This is a genomic window from Pseudomonas edaphica (assembly GCF_965277385.1).
Taxonomy (GTDB): domain Bacteria; phylum Pseudomonadota; class Gammaproteobacteria; order Pseudomonadales; family Pseudomonadaceae; genus Aquipseudomonas; species Aquipseudomonas edaphica.
The window spans coordinates 3943940-3967107 of record NZ_OZ255725.1; the positions used below are offsets into that span (position 1 = coordinate 3943940).

Below are 23168 nucleotides of genomic sequence, written 5' to 3' on the forward strand. Positions count from 1 at the left end.
TCACCGCTAACAAAGAAGGAAAGCCGCGATGACCTGGTCTGCCAAGCAATACACGATGTTTGAACAGCAACGCACCCGCCCGGTCCGTGACTTGGTCGCGGCCATTCCTAATACCGATGTGCGTAGCGCCGTCGACCTGGGGTGCGGCCCTGGCAATTCCACTGAAGTGTTGGCCGACCGTTTCCCGCAGGCGCACGTTACGGGCATGGACAGCTCCGACGACATGCTGGTCGACGCCCGCAAGCGTTTGCCGAAACTGAGTTTCGAGCTGGCAGACATCGCCGCCTGGAACCCAGGCCAGAAGTTCGATGTGATCCTCGCCAACGCGTCCCTGCAATGGTTACCTGACCACGCCACGCTTTATCCGCATCTGGTCGACCAACTGACACCCGGCGGCACCCTCGCCGTACAAACCCCGGACAACCTCGACGAACCTGCCCACCGGCTGGCCCGCGAAGTGGCGGCAGATGGCCCGTGGGCGGCCAAGATCGGAGCGGTCAAACACAATGAGCGGCACACCGCGAGTTACTACTACGAGCTGCTGAGCAAACATTGCAGCACCGTCGACGTGTGGCGCACCACCTATCAACACCCGCTCGCCGATCACGGGGCGGTGGTGGAGTGGTTCAAGGCTTCTGCATTGCGGCCGTTTCTTGCACCGTTGACCGATAGCGAAAAAACCGCATTCCTACAGCAATACCAGGCGCGTATTACCCAGGCTTACCCGGCCCTGGCTGACGGCACTGTATTACTGCCTTTTCCGCGTCTGTTCATCATCGCAACCCGCTGAGGGCCGCAAACAAGCGGTGGTCATTGCGCCGCCGCTTGCGCCTTCAAGTATTCATCCGTCGACACCACGCTGGCGTACCCAAAGGCCAGCGATGCCATATAAGCGCCATGCACCTGCGCCGCCGCAATCACCTGGCCATTGAATACCTGGTCGCGGGTCGCGCAGGCGTCATGAATCAGCGTGACCTGGTAGCCCAGGTCTGCCGCAGCCCGCACCACGGCGTCGATGCACATATGGCTCATGTTGCCGACCACCACCACGTCAGTGATGGCGCGTTGTTCCAGCACGGTGCGCAGGTTTGTCCCGCGAAACGCGTTCACAAAGTGTTTAAGTACCACCGGCTCATTACCCTCGTTGAGTACCTTGGCATGCAGGTGCGCGCCCTCGGAGCCTGGCGTGAAGAAGGGCGCGTCTTCGCTGGTGAACTCATGGCGCACATGGACAACGGCGTTGCCCGCCTGGCGAAACGCCTGCAGCACCTGCGCGGCCTTGTCCGCCGCGGCTTCCACGCCATCGAGCGGCCACTTGCCCTCGGGGAAGTAATCGTTCTGGATATCGATGAGGATGAGCGCTTGCTTGGCCATGGGTGTCCTTATGATGGTTGGCAGTGCCTTGCATCTTAGCTGGCCCGTCGCCATCCACGCAGCTGCTTTGATGGAGGCGTCGTGCAGAACACCGTCCGTTTAAACCCCTGTCGTGCAGAATAAAACAGGCCTAGTGCCATCGCTGTGTCAGTAACTGTTTGATTTAACGGCCATCCTCCCCAACTATGCCTTGGCGTGATCCATGCAACCGTCCTTGCACACACATGGCAGGATCGCCAAGGGGGACGCATGACCCCGATTCAACGCAAAAAACGCGTAGTCGCCCACTCCACAAGAGAAGGGGCGCCGCAGCATGAAGTCGAAACCAATCGCGCCCTCGCGCGCTGGCTGGCGCAGATCCTTGGGCTAAAATTCGGCGGCAGCTATGACCCGCAGCTACATGATGGCCTCGACTTATATGTCTTGCCCACCCAAACCCTGGTCGGCCCCGCTCAAGCGCGGCCGCTTAATATCAAAGGGCCGGAAGATCTGTGGGGCGGTTATGTCGATCACGCATTCATCTGTACCAAAGCGATCACCCACGGCCTGCCAAGTCCTGACGCCACGGCGCCTGACGGCTGGTCGCCAGCGTTCTGTGAGCGTGTGCGCACGGTTGTTCTCGACGGGCTCAGCGTGTTTGCCCTTGAAGACGCATTGCCTGCCGCCACGCGCTTGCTCTACAGCGGGCCGATTCGCATGAAACCGGTGCATGCCTGTGCCGGACGCGGCCAGGAAGTTATCCACAGCCTCGATGCATTCGAGGCTTTGCTGGCGCGACCCGAAGCGGCGCAGCTGTTCAACGACGGCGTAGTGCTGGAGCAGGATCTGCACGACGTCACCACCCATAGCGTAGGCCAGAGCTTTATCGGCGATCACGTGATCAGCTACTGCGGCGAGCAATTTCTCACCCAGGACGGGCACGGCGAAGAGGTTTACGGCGGCTCGACCTTGCTGGTGGTGCCTGGTGGTTATGACGACCTGCTTGAGCTCGATTTGCCCGACGATGTGCGCGAAGCCATCCAACAAGCCCAGGTCTTCGACAGTGCCGCCGATGAGGCCTACCCTGGTTTCTATGCCTCGCGGCGCAATTACGACATTGCCCAAGGCCTGGACAGTGACGGCCAACGCCGTAGTGGCGTGCTCGAACAATCCTGGCGCATGGGTGGGGCCAGCAGCGCGGAAGTCGCGGCGCTGCAAAGCTTTATCAATAACCCCGGCCTGCGGGCGATTCATGTGTCCTCGGTAGAGACCTATGTGGACCAACCGCTGCCGGCGCACGCTATTGAGGTGTATCGCGGCCCGGCCGAAAACAGCGACTTTCTTCTCAAGTATGTGACGGTTAAATCTTATGACGGCTAGAAGCGAAAGCATTGCGATCGATATCGACGACGAACAGATGAGCGGCACCTTCCTGAGTCCAAAATCCAAAGTCCCCGGCGTTTTGTTTGTGCACGGCTGGGGCGGCAGCCAGGAACGCGACCTGGAGCGCGCCAAGGGCATCGCCGGTTTAGGCTGCGTATGCCTGACTTTCGACCTGCGCGGCCACGCCGGCACCGGCATTCCCTTGTCCCGCGTCACCCGTGAAGACAACCTGCGCGATTTGCTGGCGGCCTATGATCGGCTGCTCTCACACCCCGCCATCGACACCTCGGCCGTGGCCGTGGTGGGCACCAGTTATGGCGGCTATCTGGCGGCGATTCTCACCTCATTGCGCCCGGTACGCTGGTTGGCGCTGCGGGTGCCGGCGTTGTATCGCGACCAGGAGTGGCTCAAGCCCAAGCGCGACCTGGATAAGGCCGACCTGATGGATTACCGCAGCACCCTGGTACACGCCGAGACCAATCGCGCCCTGCATGCCTGCGCCAAGTTCAGCGGTGATGTGCTGATCGTCGAGTCGGAAACCGACGACCACGTGCCCCATGCCACCATCATGAGTTACCGCGCGGCGTGCCAGAACACCCATTCGCTGACCCATCGGATCATCGATGGCGCCGACCACTCGTTGAGCGACCCGGTGTCACAGCAGGCCTATACCTCCATTCTGGTGGACTGGATTACCGAGATGGTGGTGGGGGAGCGGTTGAGCATTATTCAGTCACGATAGTGGGGTGCCCTTTAGGGCCTCATCGCGGGCAAGCCCGCTCCCACAGGTTGGAATGCATACCAAGTGTGGGAGCGGGCTTGCCCGCGATGGCGATCGAACTGCCGACACCGTTCACGCCGGTGTTTTCTTGACCCGCAACGCCTTGGCCTTGGCCTCCACCGCCAGGTACATCACCACCGCCACCAACAGCGGCAAAATAAAGTAGATCGCCCGGTAGGCAATCAGCCCTGCAAGCAAACTGCCCCGCGACGCCTCATGCTGCATCAGCGCGATAAACACTGCCTCCAGCACACCGAGCCCGGCTGGGATATGGGTGATCACCCCGGCAATCGCGCTGATCAGCAGCACGCCCAATACCAGCGGGTAGTCCAGCTTGGCGGGCAGCAACGTAAAGATCACCGCCGCCATCAACGACCAGTTCAACGCACCCAGCGCCAGCTGCAAACAGGCCATGCGCAACGACGGCAAGTTGATCTCGATACCCTTGACCGACCACGCGCGTTTCTTGGCAAACTGGCACGCCGCCAAGTAACCCAGGCTGGCCAGCACCAGCAGCACGCCAATGCCTTGCAACGCGCCGCTGCTGACCTTCCAGCCCGGCGGCATGCTCACCAGCCCACTGCTGAATACCCCTCCGGCCACGGCCATATAGCCAAACCAGTTGGTGGCCAGGCTCAGCCCAAGAATCTTGGCGATATTGCTGGTGCTCACCCCGAGCCGCGAATACAGCCGATAGCGCATGGCAATGCCGCCAACCCACGCGCTCAGGTTGAGGTTAAAGGCATAGCTGATGATCCCGACCGGCAGGATCTGCTTCCAACGCAAATCCTGGCGAATGTAGGTACGGCCGATCAGGTCGAAGCTGGCGTAGACAAGAAAGCTGCAGAGCGTCAGCCCACCGGCGATCAACAGCGTGCGCAGCTTGAAGGCCGCCAGCGTTTGCAGCACTTCGCTCCAGTCGATGCGCCGTGCGAGCAGGGTGAACAGCACAATCAGCAGCAGAAAAAACGCGAACGTCAGCGGTCTCTTCCAGCGCTTGAACCGCGAGCCGCCGCTTTCAGTGCTCATGGGTGTGGCTCTCGAATGGCTTGAGGCGCGGTTTGTGTGCTGGCAGCCAGCCCGTCAGCGCGGGGAAGTGCCGCATGACATGGAACACCAAAAAGCCCACGGTCAATCGCCATAACCACAGGCGTGGCTTGCGGTTTTCCGGCATGGTCCGGCAATGATTGCGCGCCAGTGTTTCCAGGCTTTCGTACAGCTGTTGATTGAACGCGCGATCACGAATCAGCACGTTGGCTTCCAGGTTCAGCGACAGGCTCAACGGGTCCAGGTTGCTCGAACCCACAGTGCTCCAGTCGTCATCCACCAAGGCCACTTTGCCATGCAACGGGCGTTGGCAATACTCGTGAATCACTACGCCATCCTTGAGCAAATAGTCATACAGCATGCGCGCGGCGAGCTTGGCCAGCAGCACATCGGGTTGGCCTTGCATGATCAGTTGCACCTGTACGCCACGTCGCGCGGCATTGCGGATTTCACGCAGCAGGCGATAGCCTGGGAAGAAGTAGGCGTTGGCAATCACCACGCGTTTTTGCGCCTTGCTCAAGGCGTGTATATAGGCCTCTTCGATATCATCGCGGTGTTGCAGGTTATCGCGATAAATCAGGCGCACCAGGCCGTCGTCGGTGTGCGTCGGCCACAGCGATGGCCGTTGCTGGCGCCGTCGCCAGCCGCGTCGCGTGCGCACCTGGCGGCCACTTTGGGCGAGGGCGAAATGATGCAGGTCCGCCACGGCCGGGCCGCTTACCTGCACGGCATAATCCTGCTTGGCTTCGGGGCCGAAATCACCCAAGTGGTCGGCAGAAAAATTGATCCCGCCGATAAACGCCACGGCGGCGTCCACCACCACAATCTTGCGGTGCAGGCGACGGAACCAGTTGGTGCGAATGCCCACTATCTTCGCTGCCGGGTCAAACATTTGCACCGTCACCCCGGCCTCGGCCAGCTCACTGAGAAAGGCAGGGCTCAGTTCGCCGCAGCCAAAGCCATCGAGGCTGACGATCACCTTTACGCCGCGCTGCGCCGCTTCGATCAGGATGCCTTGCAGTTCATGGCCAACCTTGTCTTCGAACAGAATAAAGGTTTCCAGCAGGATCTCCCGCTGCGCCTGGCGCATGGCCTCGAAGACGGCGGGAAAGTACGCCTCGCCGTTCTCCAGCAGCTCAATGCGGTTGCCCGGTTGCCAGCCGTAATCCAGGTCGCGGGCCTTGGCATCATCCGGTGGCTGGTCGGTGGCAATGTGTTCCACGGCGACATTCATAGTTCGATCTCCACCGACAGCGGCACGTGGTCTGACAGGTGAGACCAGGGCCGCGTCGTCAGCGCCCTGGGGTTATGCACCTTCAGGTTACGCACATAGATGCGATCCAAAGGCAGCAATGGCAGGCGCGCCGGAAAGGTGCGCGCCGGTTTGCCATGGGCTTCGATAAACACTTCCCTGAGCCCGCTTTGGCTCAGGTCGGCCTTGTGGCGCCAGTCATTGAAATCACCGGCGACGATCAGCGCCGCGTCAGCCGGAATCTCGGCAATGCGCTGCTCCAGCAAACGCAATTGCTGCTGGCGATGCACCTCACGCAGGCCCAGGTGCATGCAGATCGCATGCACCTCTTGGCCGCTGCCCGGCAAGCGCAGCACGCAATGCAGCAGGCCACGGCTTTCATGGCCGCTCTGGGAGATGTCGAGGTTGTCGTAGCGGATGATCTGGAATTTGGACAGCAGCGCGTTGCCGTGGTCGCCATGCGGGTAGACCGCGTTGCGGCCGTAGGCGAACTGGGGCCAGATGCTGTCGGCGAGGAACTCATACTGCGGCATCTTCGGCCAGTCGCTGTAACGCTGCGGGTGCCGCTCATGGGTGCCGTGGATTTCCTGCAGGAACACCATGTCGGCGCCCACGCTGCGCACCGCCTCACGCAACTCGGGCAGGATGAAGCGTCGGTTCAACGCGGTGAAACCCTTATGGATATTGACCGTCAGCACGGTGAAGCGGGTGATGGCGGTGCTGGGCGTAACGGGCACCCAGTCGGCAATCGCAGCCATGATCGCTCCTGTGGATAAGTGAAGGGCGAAGCCTGTCTTATTGGCTGACTGCGAGTGTTGGGAGAAAGTTTCGAATGACCTACAGGCGGTGCTGTTAACCGATCGTTCCCACGCTCCGCGTGGTAACGCAGCCCGGGACGCTCCGCGTCCCTTGAACGCAGAGCGCGGGAACGATCAGCGCTCAAACCCGTCAGTTCCTTACAGACCCTGCTGAAGGAGCCCGGTGTTTTGCTGAATCTAAAGACTGCATTACTGCTCGTTGTGCTGTTGGTGTGTGGCAATGGCGCGCTGCAAGCCGCGGCCGCGGCGCCTGCGGCAGCTGAGGCTCCCGCCAAGCCGGAGTTGTTGGTCGAAGGTGGCTTGCTCGGCGCCATCAGCTCCAGCATTGACGATGTGCAAGACAAACTCGACCTCAACCAGAACCTCATCGACGCCTGGCGCCTGCGCGCCGACCGTGCGGCGGATGAGGTCGGGCGGCTGGTCGATCAAACCGCCCAACGCTCGCCTTGGAGCGTGGCCGGTGACTTCCTGCTGCTGTCCGGGGTGTGGGTCGGTGCCTTTGCGGCACTCACACTGCTCGGGCGCTTTAGCGTGCAGCGCCTCGGTCGGCGGCGTTTCGTTGCACAGCGCGAGCGTCTGCAGGGCGTACTGGGCTACGTGGTGCCCTACACGATTCCAGCCCTGATCTGCCTGCCGCTGACGCTTTACGTCAGCCACTTTTTACCCAGCTCCATAGGCCGTGCGCTGGCGCTGTGTTTTGCCTATGCCACCAGCAGCGGCATCTTCTCCACGTCGATGCTGTTGTGCGTCATCGTCATGTTCAACGTCGGCCACAAACGCCCGGCTGTGCAGATTATTCGCAACTATTGCCCCAAGCCGCTGTTCCTGATCGGCTTTCTCGCCGCTCTCAGCGATGCCCTGACCAGTCCGCAGATCGCGCGCCAGTTGGGCGGCAATATCACCAGCAGCATCGCAGTGTTTACCGGCCTGTTCGCGGCGGTGATTTTCGGCGTGCTGGTGGTGCGCCTGCGCCGCCCAGTCGCGCACCTGATCCGCAATCGGCCGCTGGCCCAGCGCCTCAAACACCCGGCGCTGCAGCAATCGCTGCGAGTGTTTTCCGGGCTGTGGTATTGGCCGATTCTGTTGATGGTGCTGGTCTCGGCGATCAACCTGATCGGCGCCGGCGACGATAACCAGAAGGCTTTGCGTTGCGCGCTGTTCACCACGATTCTGTTGATCGGCACAGTGTTTCTCAGCACGGTGTTGCAACACCTGTTCAAGTCCCGCAGCCAGGTGGCGATCCAGCGCAGCAGTGCCTACAAAGAGCGCTTCCTCAGCCTGCTGCACGCAATACTGCGCATCGCCATGGCCATCGCGTTTATCGAAATTCTCGGGCGTATCTGGGGTGTATCGCTGTTCGAATTTGCCCAGCGTAACTCGGTAGGCCGGGCGATCAGCGATTCCCTCAGCAGCATTGGCCTGATCCTGCTGGTGACCTGGCTGTTCTGGGTGGTGCTCGACACGGCGATCCAGGAAGCCTTGAAGCCGCCGGTCAACAAGCGCTCCAGTCGCCAGCCCAGCACGCGAGTCAAAACCATCCTGCCGTTGTTGCGCAATGCGGTGAAGATCGTGCTGGTGGTGATCTGCGCGATCACCACCATGGCCAACCTGGGCATCAATGTCGCACCTCTGCTGGCCGGTGCCGGTGTGGTCGGCCTGGCCATCGGTTTTGGCTCCCAGCAGTTGGTGCAGGACGTGATCACCGGCCTGTTCATCATCATTGAAGACACGCTGTCGATCGGCGATTGGGTAGTGCTCGACTCCGGCCATGCCGGCACCGTGGAAGGCCTGACCATCCGCACCCTGCGCCTGCGAGACGGCAAGGGGTTTGTGCACTCGGTGCCGTTCGGGCAGATCAAGGCGGTCACCAACCAGTCGCGGCAGTTTGCCTATGCGTTCTTCTCGGTGCAGTTCACCTACGACACCGACGTGGACAAGGCGGTGGAGCTGATCCGTGAGGCGGGGCAGTCGATCCGCGATGACGTGTTCCTCAAGTACAACCTGCAAGGTCCGCTGGAAGTGTTTGGGGTCGACAAGATGGACCTCAACGGCGTGGTGCTGACGGCGCAGTTCCGTACCGTGTCGGGTGGGCAATATGCTGTGAGCCGCGCGTTTAACCAGCGCCTGAAAAAGCTTGTGGATAACTGTGATGAGGTGCACTTCGCGCAGACTTATCCACAGCAGGTTTGGTTGCCCAAGCGTTCGGCGCATGTGGATGAGGCGGGTGAGGAGGTGCCGGGTGCGGTGGTGGTGACCGAGCAGCACAGGCCTCAATGATGTAATGAATGTTCCGGCCTCATCGCAGGCAAGCCAGCTCCCACAGTTGGAATGCATCCCCCTGTGGGAGCCGGGCTTGCCCGCGATGAGGCCGGCAAGGTCCATACAGGTATCAGCGCCTGATTAACTTCTCCTGCACCGCCTGCAAGTCCTCCTCCAGCAACACCTGCTGCTTACCCGCGACCATCACCGCCGCCGGCAAACCATCCCGATACACAATCCGGTTACCACTCACCGCAGGCACTTTGCTGCCCGGTAGCAAGGTGCCCACCAGGTTCAACGGGTCCGCCCCGCACACCGCAATCAAACTGCCGTCATGTGGGCGACGGCGTACCTCGCGTAACAGGGGAATCGCCTCCGGCAACGCAAACTGTTCCCCCGCCAAACCACTCACAAACCGCCCGCCGCGAATCTCACCCCGCGCTTCCAGGCGATGGAAGGTGCGCAGCAATTCGCGCCAGCTCGGCAGCCAGTCGGCCTCCCGCTCCAGCAACCGCCAGAACACCACGCCATAACGGCGCAGCAGGGTCATGGCCACATGCTCCAGGGTCTCGGCCGAATGCGGGCCGGCGGCGCTGGGCGAGCGGCGCAACAGCGCCCAGCGCCCGGCGTCGTCCATGCCACCGATAAACGCCCCGCGCCCACGCCGGCTGCTGCGTGCCTGGCGTTTGCTGGCGGGCGTGGTCAAGGCCCGCAGCCCGGCAAAGCTGTCGGCATTCACCAGCCCTGCGCCCACCAGTTCCTGCAAGGCGGTTTCCAGTTCGCTGCGCAGCAGATGGGCTTCGTGCACCAGTTCGTCGAAGAACAGCGCGCCGTGTTCACGCAGCGCCAGGTGGACCTTTTGCGCTTTGGGCGACAACGTGGTGCTGTCGGTCGGTTCGGTCAGCCCGCTCCACAACGGCACCTGGCTGCGCGGCAGCAGCACCACCGGCGTACTGCGCAATGCCAGGGCGCCGGCCTTGTGGCTCAGGCGCGTCCATACCAGTTTGCCGCTGCGGCACAGCTCGTCGAGCCAGGTGGAGGAATAGTCCTTGAGCCGCGCACTGAGCAAGTCGCTGTCCCAGGCCGAGGTGGCGGCGGCGTAACCTTCGAACTGCCCGACAATCTGCGGCAACATTGCGCTGCCCTGGCCACGGGTGCCGTCGGACAGGTGCTGCCAATCGAACAGAAAGCGCATGAAGTCCTGCAGCGCCACCGGCTCGATTTCCCGGCGCAGGCGCTTGACTGTGTAGCGATGGATACGCGCGAGCAAATGCCGCTCGCACCATTGTTCCTGGGTGGCGCCGGGGCTGAAACGGCCGCGCAGTACGTAGCCTTCCCGCTCCAGGCGCGCGAGTGACTGGCTGATATCCGCGGCTGGCAGGGCCAACGGCGTGGCGATCTCGGCCAGGCTCAACGGGCCGAAACCGCCGAGGCGCGCGCGCAACACTTCAGCCAGCGCATCGTCAAAGGCCCACGGTTCATCGAAGCCTGGCAACAACGGCAAGTCATTTGGATAGATTGCTTGCAGGCAACTCAGGCGTTCCACCGCCACCCACAGGCCATTGTCCAGTTGATGGGCGCGCCCGCCCTTGGCCAAGGCATGCAACCACTCGGCCCATTGCGGCGTGACTTCGTTGTCGGCGATACAGGCCAGGCTCATCAGCGCTTCATGCATTTCATCCAGGCCATTGGGCGCGGGCCAGGCTTCTTCACGCACGCCGGCAATGGCCTCGGCGTCCAGCGCGCCGAGGTCGTCGGTACTGTGAGGGTCGCTCCAGCGACGGTTGAGCACGGCCTGGGTGCGGCGTTCCTCCAGCGGTGCGTCGTCGAGAAAAGTGTAGGGCCGCGCGCTGAGAATTTCGGCGGCCATGGGCGAGGGCGCAGGCAGGTCGCGGCTGATCAGGCGCACTTCGCCGCGCTCCATGCGCCGCAACAGTGTCAGCCAACCCTCGCTGTCCATGGCTTCGTGCAGGCAGTCGTCGAGGGTTTGCTCAACCAGCGGGTGTTCGGGTACTTCGCGTTCACCGGCGAGGTTTTCCAGGCAGGCAATCTGGTCGGGAAACACGCTGGCGATCAGGTCTTCGCTTTTCATGCGCTGGATCTGCGGCGCCACCTTGCGCCCGCCGGTGTAGCGCGGCAACGCCAGGGCCACACCGGCATTCCAGCGCCAGCGCACGCCAAACAGCGGTGCATCCAATACGGCCTGAATCAGCAGGTGTTCGGCGCTGTTGCTGTTCACATAGCGCCACACTTCATCCAGCTCAAAACTGTGGCTGGTGGACAGCGACAGCACGATTGCATTCTCACTGGCGGCTGCCTGCAATTCAAAGTTGAACGTGCGGCAAAAACGCTTGCGCAGCGCCAGGCCCCACGCACGGTTGATGCGGCTGCCGAACGGCGTGTGGATGATCAACTGAGTGCCGCCGGACTCATCGAAAAACCGTTCCATGATCAATGTGTCCTGGGACGGTAATGCGCTCAGCGCCAGGCGCGCACGGGCCAGGTAATCAAGGATCTGCTCGGCGCTGGCGCGGTTTAGGCCAAGGCTGGCGGTGAGCCAGTCTTGCGCGGGTTGCAGGTCACCGGGCGTGGTGCTGAGCAGAGCGTCCAACTGCCCCTGAAAACGTGCGACTGCCGACGACAACTCGTTGCTGCGCCCCGGCGCTTCACCCAGCCAGAAGGGGATGGTCGGCGGCTGGCCGTGGGCATCTTCGACGCGCACCTTGCCGCTTTCTACCCGCAGGATTCTGTAGGACGTATTACCGAGCTGAAAGATATCCCCGGCGATGCTCTCCACCGCGAAGTCTTCGTTGACGCTGCCGATGTTCAGGCTCTGAGGCTCCAGCAATACGCTGTAGTCGGCGTTGTCGGGGATGGTGCCGCCGCTGGTCACGGCGGTCAGTTTGGCGCCACGGCGGGCGCGCAGGGTGTGGGTCACGGCGTCACGGTGCAGGTAGGCACTGCGGATGCCCTGGCGGCCGTTATAGCCGTCGGCGAGCATGTGCAGCAGTGCCTGGTAGTGGCGTTCATCGAGTGCGGCGTAGGGCGAGGCGCGACGGATGAGGTCCAGCAATGCCTGTTCCGGCCATTCGCGGGCGCTGACTTCGGCGATGATTTGTTGGGCCAGCACGTCCAGCGGGGCGATGGGGATGTGCAAGGTGTCCAGTTCGCCGCGCCGCACGCAGTCGAGCAGGGCGGCGCATTCGATCAAATCATCACGGGTGGTGGCGAACAATCGCCCCTTGGGCGTGCCGCCGACCTGGTGACCGGAACGCCCGACCCTTTGCAGAAAACCGTTGATGGAGCCGGGCGAGCCGATCTGGCACACCAGGTCGACCTCACCGATATCAATCCCCAACTCCAGCGACGCGGTGGCGATCAGCACTTGCAGTTCACCGGCCTTGAGCCGTTGCTCGGCGTCCAGGCGCAGCTCTTTGGCCAGGCTGCCGTGGTGCGCGGCCACAGCGGTCTTGCCCAAACGCTCGCTCAAGTGCCGGGCCAAGCGTTCGGCCAGGCGCCGGGTGTTGACGAACACCAGCGTCGTGCGGTGTTCGCGGGCCAGCGTGGCGAGGCGGTCGTAGACCAATTCCCACACATCGTTGGCCATCACCGCCGAGAGCGGCACTGGTGGTACTTCGATATCCAGGTCGCGGGGGCGCGCGTGGCCGATATCGACGATGGCGCATTCACGCCCGCTGCCGACCAAAAAGTGCGACACCGCCTCGATAGGCTTTTGCGTGGCCGACAGGCCGACGCGGGTCAACGGCTCGCTGCATAAACCTTGCAGGCGCTCCAGGCTCAGGGCCAGGTGGCTGCCACGTTTACCGGCGGCGATGGCGTGGATTTCGTCGACGATCACCGTGCGCGTGCTGGAAAGCATTTGCCGACCGGAGTCCGAGCCCAGCAGCACGTAGAGCGATTCCGGCGTGGTGACGAGGATATGCGGCGGCCGTTTGCGCATTTGTGCGCGGTCTTTTTGCGGGGTGTCGCCGGTGCGCACGGCGGTGCGAATAGTCAACGGCGGCAAGCCCTGCGCCTGTAATTGCGCGGTGATGCCGGCCAGCGGGTTTTGCAGGTTGATCTGGATATCGTTGGACAGCGCCTTGAGCGGCGACACGTACACCACCAACGTCTCGTCCGGCAGTTGACCGCCGTTGGCCAGGCCTTGGTGGACCAGGTCATCGAGCACCGCCAGGAACGCGGTCAGGGTCTTGCCGGAGCCTGTGGGCGCGGCGATCAAGGTTGAGCGGCGTTGGCGGATCAGCGGCCACGCCTGGGCCTGGGCGCCGGTCACCGAGGGAAAGGTGTTGCCAAACCAGGCACTGACGGCGGGGTGGAAGCCGTCCAATACCGTGTCGGTTGATTCAGGAAGGTTCATCTATTGATTGATACTGCCCATGCCAACAAGTTGCAATCAGGTACTTTGTCCGTGACGGTTGCGCTACAAACCCGCAAAATGCAACGATTCTGGCAACAACCTACGGCAAGGCGCACACGCCTGCCGATAATAACCATCGTTCCAAACAGACCGGGCCTGCTCAATCTATGCGAATGCGCCTTATGTTACTGGGCGGCGGGAATGCCCTCGGGCAGGCGCTGATTCGCCTCGGTGCAGAGGAAGACATCGGTTTCCTCGCACCTAAACCGCCCCAAGACGGCTGGGATGCCGCGAGCCTCACCCAATTGCTCGACGACACCCGTCCCGATGCGCTGATCAACCTCGCCTACTATTTCGACTGGTTCCAGGCCGAAGCGGTCAGCGAAACACGTTTGGCCGCGCAGGAGTTCGCCATCGAACGCCTGGCCGAACTGTGCCAGCACCACAACATCACCTTGCTGCAACCGTCCAGCTACCGCGTGTTCGATGGCTCCCGCGCCACCGCCTACAGCGAAAAAGACGAGCCGGTGCCCCTGGGCCTGCGCGGCCAGGCGTTATGGCGGATCGAGCAGAGCGTGCGCGCCACCTGCCCGCAACATGTGCTGCTGCGCTTTGGCTGGCTGCTGGATGACAGTGTCGATGGCACCCTCGGGCGCTTCCTGGCCCGTGCCGAGAAGCCGGATGAATTGCTGATGGCCGATGACCGGCGCGGCAACCCGACGCCGGTGGACGACGCGGCGCGGGTGATCATTTCAGTGCTCAAGCAACTTGATTGCGCGGCGCCGCTGTGGGGCACCTATCATTACGCCGGCCACGAAGCGACCACGCCGTTGGCGCTGGGGCAGGCGATCCTTACTGAAGCGCGCAATTTCCATCCGCTGGCGATCGAATCTCCCACCGCCCAGGCCCACGCGGCCCGGCCGGATGCGGCGGACGAGCCGCAGCACGCGGTGCTGGCCTGCAAGAAAATCCTCCACACCTTCGGCATCAAGCCACGGGCGTGGCGGGCGGGGTTGCCGGCGTTGCTGGATCGGTTCTACCGACATAGCTGAAGGCAACACAAAAAATGTGGGAGCTGGGCTTGTGTGGGAGCTGGCTTGCCTGCGATAGCATCACCCCGGTATCACTGATACACCGAGGTGCCTGTATCGCGGGCAAGCCCGACTCCCACACAAGCCCAGCTCCCACATTGGGTTATGCCGTGTTGTTTAGAACTTGTAACCAATACCCACCATGTAAACCATCGGGTCAACATCCACATTGACCTTGGCGCGTGTGCCTTGGCCCAGCGCATTGTTATCCACAGTCGCCTTGGTGCTGATGTCGATGTAACGCGCCTGGGCGTTGATCATCCACTTGTCGTTGATCATGTAGTCGGCGCCGATCTGCGCGGCCCAGCCCCAGGAGTTTTCAGCCTTGAAGTTGCTGAAGCCAGCTTGTTCGGCGCGGCTGCCAACGTGCTCGTCGTAGATCCAGGTGTAGTTGATACCGGCGCCTACATACGGCTGGAACGCGGACTTGTTGTCCAGCGGGTAGTACACGACGCTCAAGGTCGGCGGCAGGTGCTTGAGCGTACCGAGCTTGCCGTTGGCGGCGCCCAGGGCGGTGTTCTTGATCTTCACGTCATGCTCGAACGGCGTGGCGGCCAGCAGTTCGATACCGATGTGGTTGGTGATCATGTAGGCGAAGTTGAGGCCCAGTTGGGTGTCGCTGCTCATGGTCGCCTTGCCGCCCAGGTTGGTGCCGGCCAATGGCCCCTGGTCAACCTTCACATGGCCGCTGTCTGCTTTCGGGTTCACGGTGATTGCACCGGCGCGAATCAGAATATCGCCGGCTTCGTGAGCGTGTGCGACAGGGGCGGCGAGGGCGAGCGCGAAGAGGGACGCGCCGAGCAGAGACTTGTTCATGGGAGCTCCAAAAGGACGTTTAAAAGTTGTACGTCCAATGGTAAAGATCGTTCCGTCCGATCTTTTGACTCAGCTCAATGAAAGCTCGATCAGCGTTACTCCTGCAGTTCGTAGACGTAAATCTTCTCGGCATCCATCTGGTAACCGGCGTCGGCCAGCTCACTGGAAGACGGCTTGACCTGCATCGCACCTTCGATCCAATACGGCTGATACAGCTCATCAAGCTTCACGCCGACTTCGCTTTTTACATGCACGATCTGGTTCGACGGCGGCGGCGGTACGTGGATGCACGCGCCGAAATACGGCACCAGCAAAAACTCGGTGGTGCGGCCTTCTTCGTTGACTTCCAGCGGCACGATATAGCCCGGCAAACGGATGTGCTTGCCGTTAAGGCTCTGCACCACCGGCGCGTTGGGCAGTTCCTGTTTGGCCGCAGGCGCCGCTTCCACCGAGAGCGCATCGGCCATGTTCGACAGGTCGTGCAGCGGTTTCATATTGGGGACTTCCGGCGGCGCGTCCGGCGGGATCATTTCCTGCCACGACAGGTCCTTGGGCTGCTCGTCGGCCCAGGCGGGCACCACCACCAGCAGCAACAGCGCAAACAGGGCACGATGCATAAAGACTCCTTAGTTGCTAGCTGAAAGCGGCAAGCATCAAGTAGAAGCCGCTTCGCTTGCGGCTTAAAGCTTGAAGCCTGCAGCGGCTGTTTACAGCCTGACCGACAGGCCATCGGCCAACGATTGCCGATAGGCGCGCCACGCGGGCACGCTGCCCATCAACAGCGCTGCGGCGAGGATACCGGCGAGCAAGGTCCATTCATATTCACTCGGCCACGACATCGGCAGGTCCAGGCCGTAGTTGGCCTGCAAATACCCGCGCGACGCGGCGATGCACACGTACAGCAGACCCACGCCCGCCACGACGCCCGACAAAGCCAGCGCGAAGGCTTCGAAGATCAGCAGTGTCGCAATGTGCCACGGCCGTGCGCCCACCGAACGCAAAATCGCCATCTCGCGGCGGCGTTCATTGAGGCTGGTGAGGATCGCCGTAAGCATACCGATCAAGCCCGTCAGCACCACGAACAGCGAGATCACGAACAGCGCTTTTTCGGCCGTGCCCATCATGCTCCACAGCTCTTGCAGCGCCACGCCCGGCAGGATCGCCAGCATCGGCTCGCCACGGAACTCATTGATCTCGCGTTGCAGCGCGAAGGTGGAAATCTTGTTGTTCAGGCCGAGCATAAACGCAGTGATCGCTTGCGGCGTGAGGTCCATGTTGCGTGCCTGATCAGCACTGATACGGCCTTTGCCCTGGGCCGGCACGCCGTTGTGCCAGTCGATATGAACCGCCTCCATGCCACCGAGGCTGATGTGCAGCGTACGGTCCACCGGCGTGCCGGTGCGCTTGAGAATGCCGACCACGGTAAACGGTTTGTCGTCGTGCTTGACCAGGCTAACCACTGCTACACCGTGGGCCAGCACCAGCTTGTCGCCGAGCTTGTAGTGCAGCGCATCCGCCACTTCGGCGCCGAGCACCACCTCAAATGGGTCAGTGGCGAAAGCACGGCCGCTGGCCAGTTCGAGGTTCTGCTTGCGGCCATATTGGTAATGCTCGAAGTAGGACGCGTTGGTACCCATCACGCGATAGCCACGGTGCGAGTCGCCGAGGGAAATCGGGATCGCCCATTTCACCTGCGGGCTGGCGGCGAAGTGCTCGAAGCTGTCCCAACGGATGTTATTGGTGGCGTTGCCGATGCGGAACACCGAATACAGCAGCAAGTTGACCGAGCCGGAGCGGGCGCCAACGATCAGGTCAGTGCCGCTGATGGTGCTGGCGAAACTGTTGCGCGCCTCAACACGCACGCGCTCTACGGCGAGTAACAGGCACACCGAAAGGGCGATGGCGAAGGCAGTGAGAATCGCGGTAAAGCGGCGGTTAGCCAGGCTGGCCATGGCTAGACGGAACAGATACATCTCAAACCTCTGCGGGCGTGGCGGCGCGATTGAGTTCGGCCAGCGACAGATGGCGGTCGAACAGCGGCGCGAGGCTCTGGTCATGGCTGACGAATAACAGACTGGCGCCTGCTTCGCGGCATTCGGCGAACAGCAGCTGAATGAACGCTTCGCGGGCGTCGTAATCCAGGGCCGAGGTGGGTTCGTCGGCGATCACCAGTTCCGGTTGGCCGATCAAGGCGCGGGCGGCGGCCACGCGTTGTTGCTGGCCGATGGACAGCGAGTCGGCACGGCGTTCCAGCAGGTCTTTGTCCTTCAAGCCCAAATGCGCCAGCAAGGTCGCGGCGGCCTGGTCGACGCTGCCGTGACGCTGAGTTGCCCGCTGCGCACGCAGTTTGGAAAAGTGACACGGCAGCTCGACGTTCTCGCGCACTGAGAGAAACGGCAGCAGGTTGAATTGCTGAAAAATATAGCCGGTGTGATCGACGCGGAAGCGGTCGCGGGCACCGGCCGAGAGTTCGGTCAGCTCCTGGCCGAGCAGGCGAATGCTGCCACGGCTGGGTTTCTGTACGCCGCCCAACAGCCCGAGCAAGGTGGTTTTGCCACTGCCGCTCGGGCCTTTGAGAAACAAGGTTTCCCCCGCTTCCAGGCGGAACGCGGGGATGTCCAGCAACTGCGGGTGGCCGGGCCAGTTGAAGCCCAGGTCAGACAGTTCGATCAGTGCTTGGGTCATGTGAAATCAATATCGCCTGGTTGTAGAGCGTGGCGCCGATCCAATGTGGGAGCTGGCTTGCCTGCGATGACGGCGGCACATTCAATATCGATGTGTCTGTTATACCGCTATCGCAGGCAAGCCAGCTCCCACATTGACCGTGTTTCAAATCAGAATTTCAGGGTGGCTGCGGCGGCCGTCGCTTCAACACCTTGCTGGCCGCTTGGGCCGATCAGTTGTACCTGAATCTTCTGGGTGGCAGGGAAGGTCTTGAACACTTGGGTCAGGTCGAGGTTGCTCAGCGCGGTCGGCGTGGCGCAGGTGAACTGGTAGTGCGCGTGGATTTCGCTGTGGTCGTGATGATGTTCGTGGGCGGCAGCGCCTTTGCCGTCGGTGGCGTGGTCGTCATCGTCTTCATCATGGTCGGCTTCAGGCTTATCGCCAAACAACGGGCTGTTGAGTTCCTGGGTGCTGATCACACAACCGGCAGATTTGGGCAGGTTGAACAGCGCCAGTGGGTTTTCCAGCTGCTTGCGCGCGGCGGCGACCTTGGCTTTGTCGGCAGGCGTGGTGGCCTTGTGTTCAAAGCCCACAAGGTTCATGGCCGGGCTGTCGAATTCCAGCTCAAGCGCCTGGCCGTCGAGTACCGCATTGAGGCGGCCGACACCATGCTCGTGGGCACCGAGGCTGGCGTGTTCATGCTCATGATCGTGTTCATCGGCGGCGTGGGCGATGGCCAGGGGCAGCAGGGCAAACGGCAAGGCGAGCAGCAGACGGCGCATGAGAAGGCTCCATAAGATGAAAGTTTTGTTATGTGATCTTATAACAATATTAACGCCAGTTTGAACGCCCGCTTGGCGTTGCGCAAGTCGCGTGGGAGCATGCGGGTCGGAAAACTGCGGGAGTAAGAGCGATGTTGCGAATTCGTGGAACCGTCGGTGACTTGCCGGTGGATTTGACCCTGGAACTCGATGACGGCGATTGGGCGCGCCTGGGCGAGCACTTGCAGGCAACACCGGCGCCGAGCGCGCCGGCTGTTGCGCCGGTCAAACACAACGATGATTTGTGGCAGCACGCCCAGGACCTGTTGCGCAAGGCCGGGCAACTCAATGGGCTTGAGTTGCTTGATCAGCTTGAAGGCTTGGCCGGTGATGCAGCCTCAGGCAAACGCCTGCTGGTAAGGCTGCGCCACAGTGCCAGTGTGAAAGTGGCCAGCGGCGGGGATACGCCGCTGTACAGCTGGATCGGCGATTAATACAGCGCGGCGAACAGCTTGCGACGGTACACCGTGACCAGCGGGTGGTCATTGCCGAGCAGTTCGAACACTTGCAGCAAGGTCTTGTGCGGCAGGCCTTCGCTGTAGCTGCGGTTGCGAATAAACAGCTTGAGCAGGCCTTCCAGCGCGGCGTCGTATTGCTGGCGCGCCAGTTGTTGAATCGCCAACTGATAGGCTGCTTCATCGTCCTGCGGGTCTTGCGCCAGGCGGCTTTTCAAGTCGGCGGCATCCGGCAGGTCGGCGGCCTGGCGCAGGAAGGTGATTTGCGCCTTGGCGCCGGCGAGGGCGGCTTTGTGGTCGTCGCTTTTCACCGCGTCGAGCACGCTTTGGGCTTCGCCCAGTTCGCCACGCTCAGCCAGGCAGCGTGCGTACAAAATCAGCGCGGCGGCGTTAGTGTTGTCTTCACCCAGCAGCACCACCAGCACGGCCTCTGCATCGCTGATACGGCCTTCGGCAAACAACGCCTGGGCCTGTTCCAGCGGGTCAGCCGCCTTCGGTGGCGGCATCTTCACGTGGGGCTCGAGCATCGCTCGCACGGCCGACTCCGGCTGCGCCCCGGCAAATCCATCCACCGGCTGGCCGTCCTTGAACAGCACCACCGTGGGCAGGCTTTGAATGCCAAAACGCGCGACGATGTCCTGCTCGGCCTCGCAATCGACCTTGGCCAGCAGCAACTCGCCCTGATAACTCTCGGCGATTTTCGCCAGCATCGGCATCAATGCCTTGCACGGCGCGCACCACTCGGCCCAGAAATCCACCAGCACGGGTTTTTCGAATGAGTTCTGAATCACTGCCTGGTCGAACGTAGCAGTGGTGGCGTCGAAGATGTACGGCGTGGGCTCACTCATGGGGCGTCTCGAATAAAGCGGGAATGGGGCAACTATAAGGGCTGGCGAGGTTGGCTGAAAGCATGATGAGTTCAAGCCAGCCCCTACTGGAGAATGCGCTCAACTGTGGCGAGCGGGCTTGCCCTGCGTTGGGCTGCGAAGCAGCCCCAAACCCAGTCGCTGAGTTCTTTCAGGAAAAATGCAGTGCCTTTACTGGGGCCGCTTCGCAGCCCAACGCAGGCGGTGCGACGATTCGACAAGCCTGCTCGCCACAACAGCCCACTTACAACAGACTTCGTGTTAACCGGTTGTGTAGATACCTATGCCGCGATGGCCTCAAGCGCGCCGCGAATGGTACAGGCTCACTTTGCGAAACTCCCAAGGCTCGGCCAGGTCCGGCAGCGTCAGCGCATCGAGGATGTCCAGGCGCTGATACGCCGGGTGCTGGAAGTCGCGCACCCGGGAGTCGGCCACCAGCGCTTCATGGCCACGCGTCAGGAAGTGGTCGAGCAGCGGCAGGTTGGCGCGGTCGTAGAGCACGTCGGCCACCAGGATCAGGTCGAAGCGGTCGGCCTCGGCAAAAAAGTCGGCTGAATAACTCAGCGCTACACCATTGAGTTCGGCGTTTGCCCGGCAAGCGGCCAAAGCCAGCGGGTCGAGGTCGCAGGCCACCACTTCCAGCGCGCCCGCTTTAACCGCAGCAATCGCAGCCACACCGGAACCTGCGCCAAAATCCAGCACGCGTTTGCCCGCCACCCACTCGGGATTCGCTGCCAGGTAGCGCGCCAGTGCCAAACCGCTGGCCCAGCAAAAACTCCAGTACGGCGGTTCATGCAGGATGCGCCGGGTCTCTTCCTGGCTGAAGGCACGGTCCATGTTGCCTGCGTCCAGCAGCCACAACGACAGCTCGGTACCCGGCAGCGGGCAGGGCACCAGTTGTGCGTCGCCGATCAGTTCGCTCAGGGCACGTTGCAGGCCCAGCGGTGGCGTCATGGTGCCCGGACGAGTTGCAGAGGGCCGGTGGTCTGGGTGATCGCCTGGGTGATACGCACCGCAGGCAGGTGCAGGATCAACTGGCCGGACTGGCTGGCGCGACCGCGCAGTTCAACCCGTGCACCGGCTGGGAAAGCCTCTGGGTTAAAACGCAAGCGGAAGGCCAGGGGCTTGCCGTTGCCGGTGAGTACGCTGCTGGCGAGCAGTTGTTGCGGGCGGTTGCGCTCATCGATTACCAGCAGGGCCAGTTCGACTTCGGCATTGGCTGGCACGCCACTCAGAGTGCCGTTGATTTCCCGCTGGTAAGCCGGCAAGGGGCCGAGGTCTTCAATGCCGGGGACTTTTTTCTCTTGGGCAGGCGCGGGTTGTGGTATCGACGGTTTTGGGGCTTCGCTGCTACAGGCGACCAGAAAACTGAACAGGGCGAGTAAAACAAGTGGTCGTAACTGCATGTACGGCTCCAGAAAGGACAAAATCCGTGGCTTAAAAAATATGAAACATAATAGTCAGCCTATATACCGTAAAGGCTATGGCTTGTCTTGCCACGGGGATGCGCTACCATGGCCCTCCCATTTTTTGTTGCCTGCCAACCATGCACTGTCCCTTCTGCGGTGCCAACGACACCAAGGTCATTGACTCGCGTCTGGTCGCCGAGGGCGATCAAGTACGCCGCCGGCGCGAATGCCTGGCCTCTGGCTGCGGTGAACGTTTCACCACCTTCGAAACCGCCGAACTGGTGTTGCCACGTCTGATCAAGTCCGACGGCAGCCGCCAGCCTTTCGACGAAGAAAAACTGCGCGCCGGTATGCAGCGCGCCCTGGAAAAACGCCCGGTGAGTGTCGAGCGACTGGAGGCGGCGCTGGTGCATATCAAGCACAAGCTGCGCGCCACCGGCGAGCGCGAGGTCAAGAGCCTGGTGGTTGGAGAACTGGTGATGGGCGAGCTGCAAAAGCTCGACGAAGTCGCCTATATCCGTTTCGCCTCCGTGTATCGACGCTTCCAGGACCTCAATGAGTTCCGCGAAGAGATCGACCGCCTGGCCCGTGAGCCTGCCAAAGAATGAACCCACCGTCTGCCGAACAAGCCGTCCTCGACGCCCATTACATGGCCCGCGCCCTCGAATTGGCGCGCAAAGGCCTGTACACCACCCACCCCAACCCACGAGTGGGCTGCGTGATTGTGCGGGATGGGCAGATTGTCGGCGAAGGCTGGCATGAGCGCACCGGCGAGCCCCATGCCGAGCCGAACGCCCTGCGCGCCGCCGGCGACAAGGCCCGTGGCGCCACGGTGTACGTGACCCTCGAGCCGTGCAGCCACCATGGGCGCACGCCGCCTTGCGCCGATGCGCTGGTGACCGCCGGTGTGGCACGCGTAGTGGCCGGGATGCAGGACCCGAATCCGGAAGTGGCCGGGCGCGGCCTGCAGCGCTTGGCTCAAGCCGGCATCGAAACCCACAGCGGCGTACTCGAACAACAAGCGCGCGCGCTGAACCCCGGCTTCCTCAAGCGTATGGAACACGGCCTGCCGTTTGTGCGGGTCAAGCTGGCGATGAGCCTGGACGGCCGTACTGCGATGGCCAGCGGCGAAAGCCAATGGATTACCGGGCCGGCTGCCCGCGCCGCCGTGCAGCGCCTGCGCGCCGAGGCCAGTGTAGTGCTGACCGGCGCCGACACGGTGCTGGCCGACGGTGCGCGCCTTACTGTGCGCGCCGCTGAGCTTGGTCTGGACGAAGAAACCACCGCTCTGGCCATGTCGCGCCCACCATTGCGCGTGTTGATCGACGGTCGCCTGCGGGTGCCGCTCAACGCGCCGTTCTTCAAGGCCGGCCCGGCGCTGGTCATCACCTGCGTCACCCCGGAAAACCAGTTCCCGCGTGGCCCGGAATGCCTGGTGGTGCCGGGCGTTGAAGGTCAGGTCGACCTGCGTTCGGCGCTGCTGGCGCTGGCAGCCCGTGGCGTCAACGAAGTGCTGGTGGAAGCCGGCCCAAGCCTGGCGGGCGCGTTTGCCCAGCAAGGCCTGGTCGACGAATACGTGATTTTCGTCGCCGGCAAGTTCCTGGGCTCCGCCGCCCGGCCTTTGCTCGACTGGCCGCTTGAGAAACTGGCCGACGCCCCCCAACTCAAGATCACTGAAATGCGCGCTGTAGGCGACGACTGGCGAGTCACTGCCATCCCGCTACCACCAGCGAGCGTATAATTCCGACCGGGCGCTCCAGCGCCCGTCCCGTTTT

The 23168-nt window shown here is 62.3% G+C and carries 21 protein-coding genes; 8 read left to right on the plus strand and 13 right to left on the minus strand.

The window, feature by feature from the left end:
* Window positions 1–28: 28 nt before the first annotated feature.
* Entirely contained in the window at window positions 29–790 is a 762-nt protein-coding gene (gene tam, locus ACQY47_RS17905; protein ID WP_428550662.1) for a trans-aconitate 2-methyltransferase, read from the plus strand.
* Window positions 791–810: 20 nt separating this feature from the next.
* Here tam and ACQY47_RS17910 read toward each other — a convergent pair whose 3' ends face one another.
* Window positions 811–1374 (minus strand): cysteine hydrolase family protein, encoded by a 564-nt coding sequence (locus ACQY47_RS17910; protein ID WP_099547544.1) that lies wholly within the window; start codon window positions 1372–1374, stop codon window positions 811–813.
* A gap of 249 nt (window positions 1375–1623) precedes the next feature.
* Here ACQY47_RS17910 and ACQY47_RS17915 point away from each other — a divergent pair, with 249 nt between their 5' ends.
* Both ACQY47_RS17915 and ACQY47_RS17920 read left to right on the plus strand, forming a co-directional pair.
* On the plus strand, window positions 1624–2733 hold the full coding sequence (locus ACQY47_RS17915) for a DUF3182 family protein (protein WP_428550665.1): 1110 nt from the start codon (window positions 1624–1626) through the stop codon (window positions 2731–2733).
* Window positions 2723–3478, plus strand: a complete 756-nt coding sequence (locus ACQY47_RS17920; RefSeq protein ID WP_017135976.1) for an alpha/beta hydrolase family protein — start codon at window positions 2723–2725, stop codon at window positions 3476–3478. Before ACQY47_RS17915 ends, ACQY47_RS17920 begins: the two co-directional genes overlap by 11 nt.
* A gap of 111 nt (window positions 3479–3589) precedes the next feature.
* Here the strand turns inward: ACQY47_RS17920 and ACQY47_RS17925 are convergent, their stop codons facing one another.
* Genes ACQY47_RS17925 through ACQY47_RS17935 form a run of 3 tightly spaced genes read right to left on the minus strand, consistent with a single transcriptional unit; the run spans window position 3590 to window position 6574 of the window.
* A complete protein-coding gene (locus tag ACQY47_RS17925) occupies window positions 3590–4546 on the minus strand; it encodes a lysylphosphatidylglycerol synthase domain-containing protein (RefSeq protein WP_428550668.1) in 957 nt (318 codons plus the stop codon).
* Window positions 4536–5798: a cardiolipin synthase ClsB gene (clsB, locus tag ACQY47_RS17930; protein ID WP_428550671.1), complete on the minus strand. Its 1263-nt coding sequence runs from the start codon at window positions 5796–5798 to the stop codon at window positions 4536–4538. The genes ACQY47_RS17925 and clsB overlap by 11 nt, the downstream gene beginning before the upstream one ends.
* Window positions 5795–6574, minus strand: coding sequence for an endonuclease/exonuclease/phosphatase family protein (locus tag ACQY47_RS17935; protein WP_138449343.1), 780 nt, complete (start codon window positions 6572–6574; stop codon window positions 5795–5797). The genes clsB and ACQY47_RS17935 overlap by 4 nt, the downstream gene beginning before the upstream one ends.
* 228 nt (window positions 6575–6802) lie before the next feature.
* On the opposite strand from ACQY47_RS17935, the gene ACQY47_RS17940 reads away from it, so the two are divergent.
* On the plus strand, window positions 6803–8911 hold the full coding sequence (locus ACQY47_RS17940) for a mechanosensitive ion channel family protein (protein ID WP_428550676.1): 2109 nt from the start codon (window positions 6803–6805) through the stop codon (window positions 8909–8911).
* A 112-nt stretch (window positions 8912–9023) separates the two neighbouring features.
* Here the strand turns inward: ACQY47_RS17940 and ACQY47_RS17945 are convergent, their stop codons facing one another.
* Window positions 9024–13271: a DEAD/DEAH box helicase gene (locus ACQY47_RS17945; protein WP_428550679.1), complete on the minus strand. Its 4248-nt coding sequence runs from the start codon at window positions 13269–13271 to the stop codon at window positions 9024–9026.
* A 167-nt stretch (window positions 13272–13438) separates the two neighbouring features.
* On the opposite strand from ACQY47_RS17945, the gene ACQY47_RS17950 reads away from it, so the two are divergent.
* Entirely contained in the window at window positions 13439–14323 is an 885-nt protein-coding gene (locus ACQY47_RS17950) for a sugar nucleotide-binding protein (RefSeq protein ID WP_017135982.1), read from the plus strand.
* Between the two features lie 156 nt (window positions 14324–14479).
* Here the strand turns inward: ACQY47_RS17950 and ACQY47_RS17955 are convergent, their stop codons facing one another.
* The 5 genes from ACQY47_RS17955 to ACQY47_RS17975 form a co-directional block, all read right to left on the minus strand.
* Window positions 14480–15178, minus strand: a complete 699-nt coding sequence (locus ACQY47_RS17955; protein ID WP_017135983.1) for an OmpW/AlkL family protein — start codon at window positions 15176–15178, stop codon at window positions 14480–14482.
* Between the two features lie 95 nt (window positions 15179–15273).
* Window positions 15274–15795 (minus strand): DUF3299 domain-containing protein, encoded by a 522-nt coding sequence (locus ACQY47_RS17960; protein ID WP_428550683.1) that lies wholly within the window; start codon window positions 15793–15795, stop codon window positions 15274–15276.
* A 90-nt stretch (window positions 15796–15885) separates the two neighbouring features.
* The gene (locus tag ACQY47_RS17965; RefSeq protein WP_428550686.1) at window positions 15886–17151 is read right to left on the minus strand and encodes an ABC transporter permease; all 1266 of its coding nucleotides are present in this window, start codon (window positions 17149–17151) and stop codon (window positions 15886–15888) included.
* Between the two features lies 1 nt (window position 17152).
* The gene (locus ACQY47_RS17970; protein WP_236446717.1) at window positions 17153–17863 is read right to left on the minus strand and encodes an ABC transporter ATP-binding protein; all 711 of its coding nucleotides are present in this window, start codon (window positions 17861–17863) and stop codon (window positions 17153–17155) included.
* Window positions 17864–18012: 149 nt separating this feature from the next.
* The gene (locus ACQY47_RS17975; RefSeq protein WP_428550690.1) at window positions 18013–18624 is read right to left on the minus strand and encodes a DUF2796 domain-containing protein; all 612 of its coding nucleotides are present in this window, start codon (window positions 18622–18624) and stop codon (window positions 18013–18015) included.
* A gap of 131 nt (window positions 18625–18755) precedes the next feature.
* On the opposite strand from ACQY47_RS17975, the gene ACQY47_RS17980 reads away from it, so the two are divergent.
* The gene (locus tag ACQY47_RS17980; protein WP_200432060.1) at window positions 18756–19097 is read left to right on the plus strand and encodes a hypothetical protein; all 342 of its coding nucleotides are present in this window, start codon (window positions 18756–18758) and stop codon (window positions 19095–19097) included.
* Here ACQY47_RS17980 and trxA read toward each other — a convergent pair.
* The 3 genes from trxA to ACQY47_RS17995 all read right to left on the minus strand — a co-directional run bounded on the left by trxA (window position 19094) and on the right by ACQY47_RS17995 (window position 21390).
* The gene (trxA, locus tag ACQY47_RS17985; RefSeq protein ID WP_428550694.1) at window positions 19094–19966 is read right to left on the minus strand and encodes a thioredoxin; all 873 of its coding nucleotides are present in this window, start codon (window positions 19964–19966) and stop codon (window positions 19094–19096) included. The genes ACQY47_RS17980 and trxA overlap by 4 nt on opposite strands.
* Before the next feature lie 315 nt (window positions 19967–20281).
* Window positions 20282–20938 (minus strand): class I SAM-dependent methyltransferase, encoded by a 657-nt coding sequence (locus ACQY47_RS17990; RefSeq protein ID WP_017135990.1) that lies wholly within the window; start codon window positions 20936–20938, stop codon window positions 20282–20284.
* Window positions 20935–21390, minus strand: a complete 456-nt coding sequence (locus ACQY47_RS17995) for a YbaY family lipoprotein (protein ID WP_428550697.1) — start codon at window positions 21388–21390, stop codon at window positions 20935–20937. The genes ACQY47_RS17990 and ACQY47_RS17995 overlap by 4 nt, the downstream gene beginning before the upstream one ends.
* A gap of 140 nt (window positions 21391–21530) precedes the next feature.
* Between ACQY47_RS17995 and nrdR the strand changes: the two genes are divergently transcribed.
* Both nrdR and ribD read left to right on the plus strand, forming a co-directional pair.
* Window positions 21531–22001, plus strand: a complete 471-nt coding sequence (nrdR, locus tag ACQY47_RS18000; RefSeq protein WP_015886108.1) for a transcriptional regulator NrdR — start codon at window positions 21531–21533, stop codon at window positions 21999–22001.
* Window positions 21998–23134 carry a bifunctional diaminohydroxyphosphoribosylaminopyrimidine deaminase/5-amino-6-(5-phosphoribosylamino)uracil reductase RibD gene (gene ribD / locus ACQY47_RS18005; protein ID WP_017135993.1) on the plus strand — a complete coding sequence of 379 codons (1137 nt, stop codon included), beginning with the start codon at window positions 21998–22000 and terminating at the stop codon, window positions 23132–23134. Before nrdR ends, ribD begins: the two co-directional genes overlap by 4 nt.
* The last annotated feature ends 34 nt before the right edge of the window (window positions 23135–23168 follow it).

Bases quoted from the DNA above. Each gene is read 5' to 3' on its own strand.
- tam (WP_428550662.1), top strand. From the start codon at position 29: ATGACCTGGTCTGCCAAGCAATACACGATGTTTGAACAGCAACGCACC.
- ACQY47_RS17910 (WP_099547544.1), bottom strand. From the start codon at position 1,374: ATGGCCAAGCAAGCGCTCATCCTCATCGATATCCAGAACGATTACTTC.
- ACQY47_RS17915 (WP_428550665.1), top strand. From the start codon at position 1,624: ATGACCCCGATTCAACGCAAAAAACGCGTAGTCGCCCACTCCACAAGA.
- ACQY47_RS17920 (WP_017135976.1), top strand. From the start codon at position 2,723: ATGACGGCTAGAAGCGAAAGCATTGCGATCGATATCGACGACGAACAG.
- ACQY47_RS17925 (WP_428550668.1), bottom strand. From the start codon at position 4,546: ATGAGCACTGAAAGCGGCGGCTCGCGGTTCAAGCGCTGGAAGAGACCG.
- clsB (WP_428550671.1), bottom strand. From the start codon at position 5,798: ATGAATGTCGCCGTGGAACACATTGCCACCGACCAGCCACCGGATGAT.
- ACQY47_RS17935 (WP_138449343.1), bottom strand. From the start codon at position 6,574: ATGGCTGCGATTGCCGACTGGGTGCCCGTTACGCCCAGCACCGCCATC.
- ACQY47_RS17945 (WP_428550679.1), bottom strand. From the start codon at position 13,271: ATGAACCTTCCTGAATCAACCGACACGGTATTGGACGGCTTCCACCCC.
- ACQY47_RS17950 (WP_017135982.1), top strand. From the start codon at position 13,439: ATGCGAATGCGCCTTATGTTACTGGGCGGCGGGAATGCCCTCGGGCAG.
- ACQY47_RS17955 (WP_017135983.1), bottom strand. From the start codon at position 15,178: ATGAACAAGTCTCTGCTCGGCGCGTCCCTCTTCGCGCTCGCCCTCGCC.
- ACQY47_RS17960 (WP_428550683.1), bottom strand. From the start codon at position 15,795: ATGCATCGTGCCCTGTTTGCGCTGTTGCTGCTGGTGGTGGTGCCCGCC.
- ACQY47_RS17965 (WP_428550686.1), bottom strand. From the start codon at position 17,151: ATGTATCTGTTCCGTCTAGCCATGGCCAGCCTGGCTAACCGCCGCTTT.
- ACQY47_RS17970 (WP_236446717.1), bottom strand. From the start codon at position 17,863: ATGACCCAAGCACTGATCGAACTGTCTGACCTGGGCTTCAACTGGCCC.
- ACQY47_RS17975 (WP_428550690.1), bottom strand. From the start codon at position 18,624: ATGCGCCGTCTGCTGCTCGCCTTGCCGTTTGCCCTGCTGCCCCTGGCC.
- ACQY47_RS17980 (WP_200432060.1), top strand. From the start codon at position 18,756: ATGTTGCGAATTCGTGGAACCGTCGGTGACTTGCCGGTGGATTTGACC.
- trxA (WP_428550694.1), bottom strand. From the start codon at position 19,966: ATGAGTGAGCCCACGCCGTACATCTTCGACGCCACCACTGCTACGTTC.
- ACQY47_RS17990 (WP_017135990.1), bottom strand. From the start codon at position 20,938: ATGACGCCACCGCTGGGCCTGCAACGTGCCCTGAGCGAACTGATCGGC.
- ACQY47_RS17995 (WP_428550697.1), bottom strand. From the start codon at position 21,390: ATGCAGTTACGACCACTTGTTTTACTCGCCCTGTTCAGTTTTCTGGTC.
- nrdR (WP_015886108.1), top strand. From the start codon at position 21,531: ATGCACTGTCCCTTCTGCGGTGCCAACGACACCAAGGTCATTGACTCG.
- ribD (WP_017135993.1), top strand. From the start codon at position 21,998: ATGAACCCACCGTCTGCCGAACAAGCCGTCCTCGACGCCCATTACATG.